Raw genomic sequence first — 12,403 nt, forward strand, 5'->3', positions numbered from 1 at the left:
ATTCCCGCGCGTTACGGCAAATGGTCCTACCCTTTCGGGACCGAAACATGAGTAGGCCGCGCCGGCAGCGTATCCGCCGGCGCGGCCAATTTTTATCTGGCAGAGTTACCAGAAGAAGTTGCGGATCACCCGGACGACATAGCCGCGGCGAGTATCGACCAGCAGCATGTCGTCATAGTGGCGCACCCAGCGCTGTCCGTAGCCCGCCGGGGGCAAGCGGTAGCGCCATGGATCGTTGATGAAATAGCGGCTGCCATAATATTGCGGCGCGATCCGGGCGCCGTCACGGAAGCCGTAATAGCGGAACGGTGCACGCCACTGGCCACGGTTGTAGACACCGCGGTTGCGGTCGCGCCAGCCGCGCCAGTCGTCATTGCCCCAGCGGCGGTTACGGTCATGCACCGAATCGCGCAGGTCACGACGGGCATCGCGCACGTCGTCGCGCTCGCGGCGCACGTCGCGGCGATCACCATAGCGTTCGGCACGGCGCAGCTCGCGCTGTTCCTCGCGCAGTTGCTCGCGATCACGGCGAACTTCACGCTGGCTCTGGGCATTGGCAGCCATCGGCGCCATCGCCGGCATGGCGACGGCGGCGATGAGCGCCGAGATTATGAGCTTCCTGTTCATCACAGCTCCTCCTTCTTTCGGGCCGGAAGCGATCCGGCGTGATCGAGGAGCTAGCAGAGCCCAACTGAACGGCGCGGGAATGTGCCGGTCAGGAAAATGAAAGACTTAAGGGCCGTTGCTCGGTCCTGGACCCGCGCCGGGCGCGCCGACAGTGCCGATATTGCCGAACAGATCCTCGAAGAAGCCGCGCTCGCGGCCCAGCGTCGGGGTCTTCTTGTTCGACGGGTTGATCGACGCGACCTGTTCGACGCCGGTGCGCGTCACTTCGGTGACATTGCCCTGCGCGTCGAAGGTGATGCGCAGCGTGGTCTGTTCGCGCGGCTTGGGGTTGCTGAAGGCATAATTGCGGGTGTTGCGCCCGACATAATACCATTCGCCCTGATTGAACTGGCTGGTCAGCGTCGGCTTGCCCAGCGTCGCCAGCACCGATTCGCGATTGTCGACACCCGGCTGGACCGAGTTCACCAGATCGGCGTCGACGACATAGCCCTGATAGCCGCGGAGCGGTGCGCAGGCACCCGCGCCAAGCAGCGCAATGCCGGAAGCGGCGGCAAGAAGGACACGGGCGGAAATCATCAACATACTCTCCCAGGCGGGGCAGTGGCGCCGCGCATTGCATCGCAGGCCATTCGCCTCAATATGCGGCCACGCCCGCGCAAACAAGTCACGCGGGACATTGTAGTTGCCGCCGATGCAGCGGCGGGTGGAGCATATGAACATGGGATTGTGGCAACGGCTGGCCGGACGCAAGGCGGAAAATCCCGCTGCGGCGCTGTATCAGGCCGTCGTGGCGCGCGGACGGGAGCCGCATTGGTATGAAGCCGGCGGGGTGCCCGACTCGGTCAATGGCCGCTTCGACACGATCGCGAGCGTGCTCGCGGTGGTACTGCTGCGGCTGGAAGCCGAACCGGCAGCGGCAGAAATTATCGCGCGGCTGATTGAGTGTTTCGTCGATGACATGGACGGCCAGCTGCGCCAGTTCGGCGTCGGCGACGTCGTCGTCGGCAAGCGGATGGGCAAGATGATGGGGCTGCTCGGCGGGCGGCTGGGCGCCTATCGCGACGCGCTGGTCACGGGGACCGAGCCGCTCGACGATGCGCTGCTGCGCAATCTCTATCGAGCCGAGGATCCCGGCGCGGCAGCGCTGGCGCATAGCGCGGGAGAGCTGCGCACGTTGCATGCGGCGCTGGCGCAGGTCGAACTCGATGCGCTGATGGCGGGGCGGCTTTCGGCATGACCCCCGAATTCTCCAGACCCCGGCGGCTCGACACAATCGGCACGGGAGAGAGCCGCGTGACGGTCGAGGCGGATGCGACTGAGCGGCTGGCGCTTGCACGGCGGTTCGGCCTGATCGCAATCGACACCCTCACGGCGGATTATGCGATCCGGCGTGACGCCGCGGGCATCATCGCACACGGGCATCTCTCGGGTGCGGTGGTGCAGCCGTGCAGTATCACCGGCGATCCGGTTCCGGCGCAGATCGAGGAGGATTTCGCGATCCGCTTCGTGCCTGAAGGCGGGGAATCGGGTGATGAGGTTGAGCTGAGCGAAGACGATTGCGACACCGTCTTCTACACCGGCGGCGCGATCGACCTGGGCGAGGCCGCTGCGGAGACGCTGGCGCTGGCGCTTGACCCCTTCCCCCGCAGTGCGGGCGCGCAATCCGCGCTGCGCGACGCCGGGGTGCTGGGTGAGGAAGAGACCGGGCCGTTCGCCGCGCTGGCAAAGCTCCGGACCAAATCCTAGCGAATCGGCGTGAGCGGTGGCCGTCCGGAGAGATAGGCGCGCGCGGGATCGTCGAACGGAAAACCCTGCGCCGCAAGGGCACCGAGCAGGCGGCGGACATTCTGGAGGCTCGCATCGGTCACGGCCTGTGCCGCGGGGTGCGACAGCCACAGGCTGTTGACCCGAAACCCGCCGGCCCCCCGCACCAGCTGACCGGTCTCGGTCATCGCGGAAAGGTGTCGGTTTGTGGTCACCGGGGTCACGCCGATCGTTCGCGACACTGCCAATGCCCGAATCGGGCGGTCGGCGAAGCTAAGCGCGGCATCGATCGGGTGACGGCGGCAATTGGCGGCGACCACGGTCGAAAACAGGATCAGATCGAGCCAGCCGGCATGTTTTTCGCGATTGGTCTGCAGGATCGCGAGCATGATATCGACCCCGGTCCGGACGCCGTGTGCCATCTCATAGGGCGTGCCGCTTCGCGACGGCGGCAGCACTTCTCCAGCTGCGCTGAGATCCTCGACGAAGCGGACGAAGCAGTCATGCGCCCAACGCACGAGGTGTGCGATTCGCGGGCGGCGCAGTCCTTCGGGGGTCACGTGGATTCGGTTGCCGTGGCGAACGCACAGGCCATCGTCGATCAGCGCGTTCACATGCCGCCGGATCGTCTCATAGGGGCGGCCGAGCGATGCCGCGAGCGCATGTGCGGAGGTCGGGACCATCGCTGCGGCTTCGGCGTCCGACAGGCCGGTGACGCGTGCCGCCAGCGTGTAGATGATGAACCGGTCGATCCGTCCACCGAACGCGCGCACGCCGATGGCGAGCAAGCTGGTCTGCAGCTCGGCGAGGAGGCGGGTGACAGAGCGGACCTGCGCGATCGGTACCTCCGCCGCATTGCCCCGTTGGGGGAATTGAGCGGAGCCCGGCGTCAGTCGCATCGGCTCGATTGACGAGCGGCAAGGGGAGGCGGTGCCGCCGGGGGCACGGGATTTGCCATAGGGGCAGGTTCGGAGAACGCCAGGTACATGATCCGTCGAAACGCAGCCTGCGCGGGATCGGTTGCCAAGTCAAAGCATCAACCACCGACCGGATGAAGTTCAGCGTGCGGGCATCGAGTCGATCCATTGCGACAGCAGCGCGATGCCCTCGTCATGCGCGGTCGCGCGGCCCAGTTCGGGCATCGCGATGCCGGGATCGGTGCTGCGCAGGCGATAGATCAGGATCGACGCTTCGGCATCGCCCGGCGCAATCGCGAAGTCGCGCCCGCCGCTGCCCCGACCTGCCGCCACCGGGCGCTTGCCGACCCCGATCGTCACCGCTTCCTTGCGGTCGAGCTCAAGGAACAGCCCCGAGTTGGACGCCGCGCCCGCCGGGTTGTGGCAATGCGCGCAGTTGATCTCGAGATAGGCGCGCGCGCGGGCTTCGAGCGGAGCCTTGGGATCGTCCCAGCGCGCGACGCGGGGGGCATCGGCGGGCGCACGGTCGAGCAGCCCTGCCGCAACGAGCTTCTGCAGCTGGCCTCCATGGTTGAGGTAGCGCGCCTTGGCGCCGATCGGGACGATCTGGCCCGACAGCGCATGGCAATCCTTGCACTGGTTCTGGTTGGGCACGGCGTAGCTGATCTGGCGCGGCTTGCCCGAAGGATCGGTGAAGGCGACAGCAAGCCGGGTGCCAGCGCGCTTCAGGACCGCGTCGGTGCCTTCGGTATTCCAGACATAGGGGATCGCGACCCAGCCCGCGGCGCGGCGCAGCAGCAGCCGGGTCTCGATCGGCTTGAACGCTGCCCCTGTTCCATAGCCAAAGCTCTTGATGAGGGCGCTGCCGACCGGGAAGCCAAACGCATTGGCGGGGTCGTAGGCCACCTTTGCCCCCGTGGGCACATAGATGAAGCGCTGTTTGGCGGTGTAGTCCGAGAAGAGCGCCGTCTCGAGGTCGTAGCCGATCACGCGCGGCGCAGGCGACCGCTTCACCAGATCGGCGAAGAAGCCATAGTCAGACAGCTTCGCCGGATAGCCGTCGGCGGTGATCGCGGTGTCGTTGACACGCACCGGCTGCTGCACCGCCGCGGTGGCGAAGGTTGCCGCAGCCAGCCCGAACAGCGCCAGCCCCAGACGGCTCACTTCGCCGCTGCCTCCATCGCCGCCGGCAGCACGATCGGGGCGGGTTGCGGCACATCGGGCGCGTTGAGCTCGACCTTGGACGGTTTGGCGCTGTCGGTCGATGCGCCAAGCGCGAGGCCGAGACCGAGCACGGGCACCGCATCGGCGACGCGCAGTCCCAGTTCGCCCGGCACGCCAGTGCCGTCCCACCATACCGGCGGGGCGTTGCCGCCGAACGCCGTGGTCAGGAAGCCGCCGCCTGGTACGTCGGGTGCGAAGCCCGCGCGGCCATGGCGATTGCCCGAGACGATGATGCGGCGCGGATAGGGGTTGTACTTCGCATCATCGAACTTCGAGCGGTAGGAGATGATCATCACATTGGCGGTGGCATGCTCCGACAGGTCGTTGTCGAACACGTGGACGCCGTCATTGGCCATCACCAGCACCCCGGTCCCCTTGGGCACGGTCGCAACGATATTGCCCTTGGGCGCGAAGTTCGGCGTGTCGTTGGCGAATACCTTGTTGCCGAACACGCGCACCCCGCCCCCGTTCATGCGCGGGAGGTTGGGCAGGTCGAACACCAGGATGCCGCCGGTATTGCCCGTGGCGGTGTTGCCATGGACGTCGGCCATGTTGCTGTTCTCGATCTCGATCCCGGCGACATTGTGCGAGACGGTCGAGTTGCGCACCACGATCCGCTCGGACTGGCCGACATAGATGCCGGCGTCCGACGCACCTTTCACCGTGACGCCATCGACCAGGATGGTGTGGCTCGAGACCGGATAGACGCCGTACGCGCCGTTGGTCGCCTTGGGCCCGCCGGTCCATTCGACGCGGATGTCCTTGTAGACGATGCGGTTGGCGTCCTTGGACTTGATCCCGTCGCCCTTGGTATCTTCCACCGCGAAGCTGCGCAGCACGACATCGTCCGACGTGACGAGCAGGCCTTCGCCCGCGCCGAGCTGACCCTTGAAGCTCAACACCGTCTTGTCCGGTCCGGCGCCACGCACCGTCACCTTGTCGACGTCGAGGCTCAAACCGTCCGTCAGCTCGAACCGGCCCGCGCCGATCTGAACCACGTCACCCGGCCTGGCGTCGAGCAACGCCTCTTGCAGTCGTTCCTGCGCATTGGGGCCGGCGGGGACATCGATCGTCTTGGCGAGCGTGGTGGACGACGCAAAGGCAAGCAGCGTGAACGCGGCGGTGCGGATCATGAGCCTCTCCCTGTTATGAGAGGCAGCTTACGCACTCCGCGGCGCCCGTCCAGCCACTAACATGCCTGTCAGTTACGCGCGGGCGTCGCCCGGCATCTCGTCCTCCGCCCGCGCCAGCTCCTTCGGCTTGCGCTTTTCGAACACCGCGGCGAGGCGGACCTTGGTCGCGTCGTCGAGGTCCTTCGCCGCGGCGGGAAACATCTCTTCCTCTTCCTCGTCGATATGGTGGAGGTAGCGGTGGCGCATCGTCTTGAAGCGCGTCAGCCAGCCGGTCGAGCTCATCTCCATCTCGACCAGCTCGCCGAGCATGTCGTCGACCTCCTTGTGCTCGGACACCGAATGGCGGGCGTCGTCGCGCAGATCGGGGTTGGCAAGCATCGTCGCATAGAGCGACTCCTCCTCGGCGGCGGCATGCGCCTGAAGCTCGAGGCGCAGTTCCTCGAACAAGGCGCGGCGCTCCGCGCTGTCGCCGCTGGTTCTGCCGATCGCATCGAGCAGGTCGCGCTGGCGGTCATGATCGCGCTTCAGCGCTGCGAAAATTGGGTCATCGGCCATCGGAGACTCTCCTCTGGCGCTTCAACCGGCCAGACCGGCCCAGGTTTCAGCCGCGAATCATTCTCATGCGGTTTCAAGGGCTTCGCGCCGCCACGCCCGCGCGAACAGCGCCACCAGAAGACCCGCAAGCGCAAGGTAGAGCCCCAGTCCGCTCCAGGGCGACCAGCCCCAGAACTCGTTGGGAAGGGTGCGGATATCGCCGGCGATGAATTTGGGGATGATATGCTGGGTCACCGGGGCGGGGTAGAAATGCGGCGCCTGCACCTCGGCTGCGGTGATGGCGAGGTTGATCGCGATGCTGACGGCAAGGAAACCGCCGCCAAGCCACTTCTCCGCCCGGCTCGCGCTCGCCCGGAAGGCGGCAAGGCCGATCGCGAGATAGGCGACCGCGGGCAGGGCGTGGCGCGGCCCGGTCGAATTGCCGCCGTCCCAATAGACATAGGATGCGTGGTAGAGGAACGCGATCACCGCGCCCGTGACGGCCATGACGCCGATGTCGCGCGTCTTCGGGTTGCGCAGCAGCGTCCAGATGCCGAACGGCGCGAGCACCAGCACCGGCGCGACCCACACCATGCCGCGGCGCTTGCCGCCGAGAATCTCCCACAGGATATCGGGCTTGGGATAGGTCAGCCCGAAAAGACCCTGCTGCATCCCCTCGAACCCGACCACGCCCGAATAGCCGGTTTGGAACAGATGGCCGAACACGCTGAGATTATAGGCGAAGAGCGGGATCGACGCGGCGATCCCTCCGGCCAGCGCCAGGGCCACGATACGCCTGATCAGAGGCGGCTTCCAGCTGCGGATACGCCACAATGCCCAGAGCGCGACCGGGGCACCGGTGAGAACCGCGCTATGCTCGATCACCACCGCCCAGCCGAGCGCGACCCCCGCGATCAGTGCGTGCCGTCCCGGCGCGCCGCCACTGGTACCGCGCCACACCGCCCAGAGCGCGATGGCGATCAATGCGGTGGTGGATGCGTGGCCGAAATAGGTGGTGCTCCACCCCCACATCGTCGTTCCCAACGCAAAGCCGATGGCGCCCAACAGCCCTGCGCCGCGACTCCCGGTGACGCCGGTGCCGAGGTCGAGCAGCGCGATTGCCGCCAATGCGGTCAGGATCGCGCTGGTGAAGGCGATGGCGACGCGCATCCGCAGCTTCAGGAAATCCTCCGCTGCGGGGTCGAACAATTTGTGCGGAACATCCGCGGAGGTCTGGCCGGTGACCTGATTGGTCAGCGCCACCCAGGGCAATGCCATCAGCGTCATGCCCGGCGCCTTGTCCATGTAGAAATGGCCGTCGAACTGCGCCTTGTCCATCGTCATGTCGGCAAAGCTGTCGATCCGCGCATCGCCGTTTTCGACGATCGCGATGGCGGCGAGCACACGGGTCGCACTGTTGGGGTTGAATGCCCAGGAGCCGAACCAGATGCACGACAGCCAGACCAGCGCGAACAACAACGCCGGAACCCGCCAGTACGCACGTGCTTTACCGCCGGGCACTCTATTCGCTCGCGTCACGTTCATGGGAACACTTCACCATCAAGCCGTCATGCCCGCGCAGGCGCGAACCTGTTAGTCTGACGTTGCGGTTTTGCCCGTTCCGTCAGTCTGAATGGATTCTTGCCTGCGCGGGCCTGGCGATCGACATGATCGCGATCCTAGTCGGGCAGGACCTTCTCGGCCCGCTTGCGTGCATCCGCCTCGGCCTTGCCTGCCTGGATCTCGCGGGTCGAACAGCCGATGCCGCCACCGGGGCCGACCGACGAGCAGCTGCCGATGCCGGTGCCGCCCGCGTTCAGCGCGTCCTGCTGGCGCACCGCCCAGCTTTGATTCTGCGGCGTCACATCCAGCCCCCGCAATTCCTTGGGGATGCGGAAGCGTTCCTCGGCGGGACGGCGGACGCAGATCACGATCTCGTCGCCATCGGCATTGGTGGGGCATTTGTCCTCGCCATAAATGACGAGCACGCCATTCTGCGCCGCGTTCTGAGCGAACGCGGGAAGCGGTGCCGCCATCGGCGCGGTGGCAAGAATGAGGCCCAGCAGGATCGTCTTGGTCATCGTCAACTCCGTACCCCTATCGCCCCTATATCCGTTTCGAGACGGCAATGGCAGCCTTGCATGCCAGCCGGATCGCCCCGGCGAGCAGCGGATAGGCGGGCGCGGTCTCCGCGCCTGCCGCCAGCGCCGAATCGCGATGCTCAAGCTCCTCGGCGCGGAACTCGGCGACCGCCTCTGACAGTACCGGATCGTCATTGCCGAGCGCTTCGAGCTGCTCCTGATAATGAAGGTCGATCTCGGTCTCGACCGCCACGGTGCAGGCCATCGCCGCTGCCGGGCCGATCGCTGCAGTCGCCGCGCCCAGCGCGAAGCCTGCGATGTTCCAAACCGGCTGAAGCGCGGTCGGTCGCACGCCGCGCTCGGCGATCAATGCATCGAAGAAGGCGCGGTGCCGCTCCTCCTGATTGGCCATGCCCGAAATCGCGCGCGCCATGTCGTGCCGGTCGCCCATCACCGCGAGCTGCCCGGCATAGATGCGCGTGGCGCCATATTCGCCCGCCTGATCGACGCGGATCATCGACGCGACCGCGTCGCGCCGGTCTCCCGGCTTCCACTTCATCGGCGTTGTTTCCTCAGCATCAGCATCGCGATCACCAACGCGCCACCAAGCGAAAGGATCGCATTCCATCCCGCAAGCGAGATGCCGAGGAAATGCCAGGGCGCGACGTCGCAGCGCACCAGCGGCGCGTTCATGATCGCCTCGAGCGCGTTGCCGCCGCCGAAATGGGTGGCGCATTGGGTCACGCCCTCCCACCATTTATACTCGACGCCGGCATGGAAGGCGCCGATCGCGCCGCTGATCGCGATGGCCAGCGCGGCGAGCCAGACCAGCGCATCACGGAACGGTTTGGTCGCGAACGACAGCGCCGCGAGCACGATCGCCGTGTAATGCGGCCAGCGCTGCCACATGCACATCTCGCACGGGAACAGCCCGCCGACATACTGGCTGTAAAGCGCCCCGCCGATCAGACCGAGCGGAAGCAGCAGGGCAAGCGCCTGCGCGGTGCGACGGGGAGCCATGATTGTCCTCCTCAGCGCCGGCTGCCGGCCTTGGGCGCGCCGCCGCCTGCCATCCGGGCGGGCGCGGCAGTGCGGGCGATCGTCTCCAGCGCATAATGGAGCTGGAAGTCTTCGACGCCCTTCTTCTTGAGGTCGTCGACGCTCGCGGCGAAGCGCGGATCGGCCTTGGTGTCTTCCTCCAGCACCGAATTGTCGACCTTGGCCTGGTTGAGCAAATGGCGGCGCAGATCGGCTTCGCGCAGCACCGGCCGGGTCTTGTAGTCGGGGTCGGAAAGCTGCGGCACTGCGATATCCGGCGTGATCCCGCCTTCCTGCACCGAATGGCCCGACGGCGTGTAATAGCGCGCGGTGGTCAGCCGCAGCGCGCTGCGCGGTCCCATTTCGAGGATCGACTGGACCGATCCCTTGCCGAAGGTGCGCTCGCCCATCACCAGCGCGCGGTGGTGGTCCTGCAGCGCCCCGGCGACGATTTCCGACGCCGACGCGGTGCCGGCATCGACCAGCACGACCAGCGGCAGCCCGCGGGCAAGATCATCGGCCTTGGCGTACCAGCGCTCGATATCCGCCTTCTCGCGCCCGCGCTGCGAGACGATCTCGCCATGCTGGAGGAAGGCGTCGCTGACCTCGATCGCCTGGCTGAGCAGCCCGCCACCATTGGCGCGCAGATCGATCACATAGCCCTTGGGCTTGCCGCCCAGCTGCTTCTCGATCGCCACGATGCCGGCCCGCATGTCGGCCGCGGTGGTGGCGCTGAAGGTATTGATGTTGAGGATGCCGATGCCGTCCTTGACCTCCCACTTCACCGCCTTCTGGATGATGATCTCGCGGGTCAGGGTCACGTCGAACGGCTTGTCGCGGCCGGGGCGGACGATCCGGACGACGATCTTGCTGCCCGGCTCGCCGCGCATCTGCGTGACCGCCTCGTCCAGCGTGCCGCCATAGATCAGCTTGCCGTCGATATGGGTGATGAAATCGCCCGACTTGATCCCTGCGCGCCAGGCCGGGGTGTCCTCGGTGGGCGTGATCACCTTGACCGCGCCGTCCTCCATCGTGACCGACAGGCCCAGGCCGCCATAGCTGCCCGAGGTCTGGATCTGCAGATTGTCATAGTCGATCCCGTCGGCGAACGAGCTGTGCGGATCGAGGCTCGCGAGCATTCCCTCGATCGCGCCCTTGATCAGCTTCTTGTCGTCGACCTTCTCGACATAGGTCGCCTTCACCCGGGCATAGACGTCCATGAACGTGTCGAGCTCGCGATAGCTCGAGGTCTCGACGCTCGCCATGGCGCCGGTGGTGACGGGAATGATCGCCAGCGCGCCGACGGCGGCGGTGACCTGAAGCAGGGGACGGATCATACGCAAACTTCCTGAGCGGTGCTTGGGGACAGGATAGACCGGAAAGCCGTGGCCGCAAAGCGGCAAGGAGTGGGCGTCTTGTTGGCTTGCGGCACCCGCCCGGCGCCGTCCAACGAACGCCTCAATCCAACAGCTGCGCCAGATCGACCGGCTGGCCCTTGCGGCGCAGCTCGATCATGATGCGGGGCGCCTCGCCCTTGAGGGCGCTGCCGAGCGGGGTGCCCTGCACCGGTGCGTCGCCGACACGCACCAGCATGCGGTCGAGTCCCGCGACGAGCGAGCTCCAGCCATCGCCATGATCGAGAATCACGATATTGCCATAGCCGCGGAAGCGCCCGGCATAGATTACGCGCCCGGCTGCTGGCGCGACGATTTGCGCCCCGGCCCAGGTCGAAAGCGTGAGACCGCGCGACCGCACGCCGGCTTCGGAGATTTCGCCAAGGCCTGTGACCAGACTGCCCGCGACCGGCAGGCGGTAGGGGGGCGGACCCTGTGGCGCCGGCCGTGCGATCGCGGGTGTCGCGTCCTCGCTCTCTGCGCCGGGCCGCGGAAGCGGGCCCGGCAGCGCCTCCAGCGCCTCGCGCGTTTCCGCTGCAGCCCCGAGCGTGTCCATCAGCTCGACGAGGTCGCGCGCCTGTTCGCCGAGCGCGAGCGCGCGGTCGGATTCGATCATCGCCTCGCGCCGATAGCCCGTGGCGTGCAGCCGATGCCCGGCCTCCATCTTCAGCAGCGCCAGCCGCTCGGCCTCGAGCTTCTCGCGTCCGTCGCGAAGGCTGCGCGCAGCGATCTGTGCCCCCTCGCGCAGGCGGCGGGTGCGGGCGATCTCGTCGCGCACGCTTGCGCTGCGAGCCCGCACCACCGGAGCGGCGCTGCCCAATACGGCGCGAACATGGACGATGTCGGCGGTCGATCCCGGCTGGAGCAGTCCCAGCATCGCGGGCCGCCGTGCGAGCGACTGGAGCGCCGCGATCAGCCGTGCAATCGGCCCCTGTTGCGCCTCGAGCCGCGCGCGCTGCTCAACAAGAAGCCGGTCGACGATCGCGGTGCGCGCCTGTGCCGCGAGGATCTGCGCTTCCGCCGCCTGGATGCTCGCTGCGACCGCCGCCTCGCGCACCCTGGCACGCCGCGTCGCATCGCGCTCGCCATCGGCGGCCTGCTGGAGGCGCTTGGCGCGCGCCTCGGCATCTCGCGCGGCCTTGTTCGCGGCCTTGAGCTGCCCTTGCTGTGCCGCAAGATCGGGGGCCTGCGCGGACAAGGCGCTCAGCCCCGCGATTCCGAGGGCGGCGGCAGCGCCGGCGATCAGAAGCCGCCGCACTAGCCTTCCCGGTGATAGGGGTGGTTGGCGAGGATGCTGGTCGCGCGCCAGAGCTGCTCGGCGAGCATCGCGCGCGCCATCAGATGCGGCCAGGTCGCGCGGCCGAACGCGATCAGCAGATCGGCCTCGGAACGCTCGGCATCACCGAATCCGTCCGCCGCACCGATCAGGAAGCGCGTCTCACGCACCCCGTCGTCGCGCCATGCCTGAAGCCGTTCGGCGAGCACGCGCGAGGGCAGGTTGTCGCCCTTCTCGTCGAGCATCACCCGGCGCGTGCCCGGCGCCAGATCGGGCAGCTTGCCCCCGGTATCGGGCATTTCGGTGATCTTGTGGGGCCAGGTGACGCGCTTCATGTAGCGCGCGACCAGATCGGCCTCCGGCCCCCGCCCGATGCGCCCGCGCGCCACGATATGCAGCAGCACGGGCGGTAGAA

Annotated in this window: 15 protein-coding genes; 2 read left to right on the forward strand and 13 right to left on the reverse strand. The window is 67.2% G+C overall.

Translation table 11 applies throughout. From position 1 onward, the window contains the following. Positions 1 to 105 precede the first annotated feature (105 nt). On the reverse strand, positions 106 to 627 hold the full coding sequence (locus tag AC07NK_RS03970; RefSeq protein ID WP_495169257.1) for an RcnB family protein: 522 nt from the start codon (positions 625 to 627) through the stop codon (positions 106 to 108). Positions 628 to 732: 105 nt separating this feature from the next. Next, a complete protein-coding gene (locus AC07NK_RS03975; RefSeq protein ID WP_495169258.1) occupies positions 733 to 1,209 on the reverse strand; it encodes an outer membrane protein assembly factor BamE in 477 nt (158 codons plus the stop codon). Between the two features lie 130 nt (positions 1,210 to 1,339). On the opposite strand from AC07NK_RS03975, the gene AC07NK_RS03980 reads away from it, so the two are divergent. Beyond that, positions 1,340 to 1,864, forward strand: coding sequence for a ubiquinol-cytochrome C chaperone family protein (locus AC07NK_RS03980; protein ID WP_495169259.1), 525 nt, complete (start codon positions 1,340 to 1,342; stop codon positions 1,862 to 1,864). Then, on the forward strand, positions 1,861 to 2,373 hold the full coding sequence (locus tag AC07NK_RS03985) for a YceD family protein (RefSeq protein WP_495169260.1): 513 nt from the start codon (positions 1,861 to 1,863) through the stop codon (positions 2,371 to 2,373). The genes AC07NK_RS03980 and AC07NK_RS03985 overlap by 4 nt, the downstream gene beginning before the upstream one ends. On the opposite strand, the gene AC07NK_RS03990 is transcribed toward AC07NK_RS03985, so the two are convergent. The 11 genes from AC07NK_RS03990 to AC07NK_RS04040 all read right to left on the reverse strand — a co-directional run bounded on the left by AC07NK_RS03990 (position 2,370) and on the right by AC07NK_RS04040 (position 12,392). Continuing rightward, positions 2,370 to 3,290: a hypothetical protein gene (locus AC07NK_RS03990; protein WP_495169261.1), complete on the reverse strand. Its 921-nt coding sequence runs from the start codon at positions 3,288 to 3,290 to the stop codon at positions 2,370 to 2,372. The genes AC07NK_RS03985 and AC07NK_RS03990 overlap by 4 nt on opposite strands. A 159-nt stretch (positions 3,291 to 3,449) precedes the next feature. After that, entirely contained in the window at positions 3,450 to 4,472 is a 1,023-nt protein-coding gene (locus tag AC07NK_RS03995) for an SO2930 family diheme c-type cytochrome (RefSeq protein WP_495169262.1), read from the reverse strand. Beyond that, positions 4,469 to 5,665: a parallel beta-helix domain-containing protein gene (locus tag AC07NK_RS04000; RefSeq protein ID WP_495169263.1), complete on the reverse strand. Its 1,197-nt coding sequence runs from the start codon at positions 5,663 to 5,665 to the stop codon at positions 4,469 to 4,471. Before AC07NK_RS04000 ends, AC07NK_RS03995 begins: the two co-directional genes overlap by 4 nt. Before the next feature lie 72 nt (positions 5,666 to 5,737). Beyond that, the gene (locus AC07NK_RS04005) at positions 5,738 to 6,220 is read right to left on the reverse strand and encodes a hemerythrin domain-containing protein (protein WP_495169264.1); all 483 of its coding nucleotides are present in this window, start codon (positions 6,218 to 6,220) and stop codon (positions 5,738 to 5,740) included. Positions 6,221 to 6,283: 63 nt separating this feature from the next. Beyond that, positions 6,284 to 7,720, reverse strand: a complete 1,437-nt coding sequence (locus tag AC07NK_RS04010; RefSeq protein WP_495169265.1) for a hypothetical protein — start codon at positions 7,718 to 7,720, stop codon at positions 6,284 to 6,286. A gap of 158 nt (positions 7,721 to 7,878) precedes the next feature. Beyond that, positions 7,879 to 8,280, reverse strand: coding sequence for a hypothetical protein (locus tag AC07NK_RS04015; protein ID WP_495169266.1), 402 nt, complete (start codon positions 8,278 to 8,280; stop codon positions 7,879 to 7,881). A gap of 25 nt (positions 8,281 to 8,305) precedes the next feature. Further along, entirely contained in the window at positions 8,306 to 8,839 is a 534-nt protein-coding gene (locus tag AC07NK_RS04020; RefSeq protein WP_495169267.1) for a demethoxyubiquinone hydroxylase family protein, read from the reverse strand. Further along, positions 8,836 to 9,300, reverse strand: a complete 465-nt coding sequence (locus AC07NK_RS04025; RefSeq protein ID WP_495169268.1) for a disulfide bond formation protein B — start codon at positions 9,298 to 9,300, stop codon at positions 8,836 to 8,838. The genes AC07NK_RS04020 and AC07NK_RS04025 overlap by 4 nt, the downstream gene beginning before the upstream one ends. Positions 9,301 to 9,311: 11 nt before the next feature. Next, positions 9,312 to 10,655, reverse strand: coding sequence for a S41 family peptidase (locus AC07NK_RS04030; protein ID WP_495169269.1), 1,344 nt, complete (start codon positions 10,653 to 10,655; stop codon positions 9,312 to 9,314). A gap of 121 nt (positions 10,656 to 10,776) precedes the next feature. Continuing rightward, positions 10,777 to 11,970 (reverse strand): murein hydrolase activator EnvC family protein, encoded by a 1,194-nt coding sequence (locus tag AC07NK_RS04035; RefSeq protein ID WP_495169270.1) that lies wholly within the window; start codon positions 11,968 to 11,970, stop codon positions 10,777 to 10,779. Next, the gene (locus tag AC07NK_RS04040) at positions 11,970 to 12,392 is read right to left on the reverse strand and encodes a 23S rRNA (pseudouridine(1915)-N(3))-methyltransferase RlmH (protein ID WP_495169271.1); all 423 of its coding nucleotides are present in this window, start codon (positions 12,390 to 12,392) and stop codon (positions 11,970 to 11,972) included. The genes AC07NK_RS04035 and AC07NK_RS04040 overlap by 1 nt, the downstream gene beginning before the upstream one ends. Positions 12,393 to 12,403 lie beyond the last annotated feature (11 nt).

The organism is Sphingomonas sp. GW821-FHT09B04, assembly GCF_059418285.1.

Bases quoted from the DNA above. Each gene is read 5' to 3' on its own strand.
- AC07NK_RS03970 (WP_495169257.1), bottom strand. From the start codon at position 627: ATGAACAGGAAGCTCATAATCTCGGCGCTCATCGCCGCCGTCGCCATG.
- AC07NK_RS04020 (WP_495169267.1), bottom strand. From the start codon at position 8,839: ATGAAGTGGAAGCCGGGAGACCGGCGCGACGCGGTCGCGTCGATGATC.
- AC07NK_RS04030 (WP_495169269.1), bottom strand. From the start codon at position 10,655: ATGATCCGTCCCCTGCTTCAGGTCACCGCCGCCGTCGGCGCGCTGGCG.
- AC07NK_RS03975 (WP_495169258.1), bottom strand. From the start codon at position 1,209: ATGTTGATGATTTCCGCCCGTGTCCTTCTTGCCGCCGCTTCCGGCATT.
- AC07NK_RS04005 (WP_495169264.1), bottom strand. From the start codon at position 6,220: ATGGCCGATGACCCAATTTTCGCAGCGCTGAAGCGCGATCATGACCGC.
- AC07NK_RS03985 (WP_495169260.1), top strand. From the start codon at position 1,861: ATGACCCCCGAATTCTCCAGACCCCGGCGGCTCGACACAATCGGCACG.
- AC07NK_RS04025 (WP_495169268.1), bottom strand. From the start codon at position 9,300: ATGGCTCCCCGTCGCACCGCGCAGGCGCTTGCCCTGCTGCTTCCGCTC.
- AC07NK_RS03990 (WP_495169261.1), bottom strand. From the start codon at position 3,290: ATGCGACTGACGCCGGGCTCCGCTCAATTCCCCCAACGGGGCAATGCG.
- AC07NK_RS04015 (WP_495169266.1), bottom strand. From the start codon at position 8,280: ATGACCAAGACGATCCTGCTGGGCCTCATTCTTGCCACCGCGCCGATG.
- AC07NK_RS04000 (WP_495169263.1), bottom strand. From the start codon at position 5,665: ATGATCCGCACCGCCGCGTTCACGCTGCTTGCCTTTGCGTCGTCCACC.
- AC07NK_RS03980 (WP_495169259.1), top strand. From the start codon at position 1,340: ATGAACATGGGATTGTGGCAACGGCTGGCCGGACGCAAGGCGGAAAAT.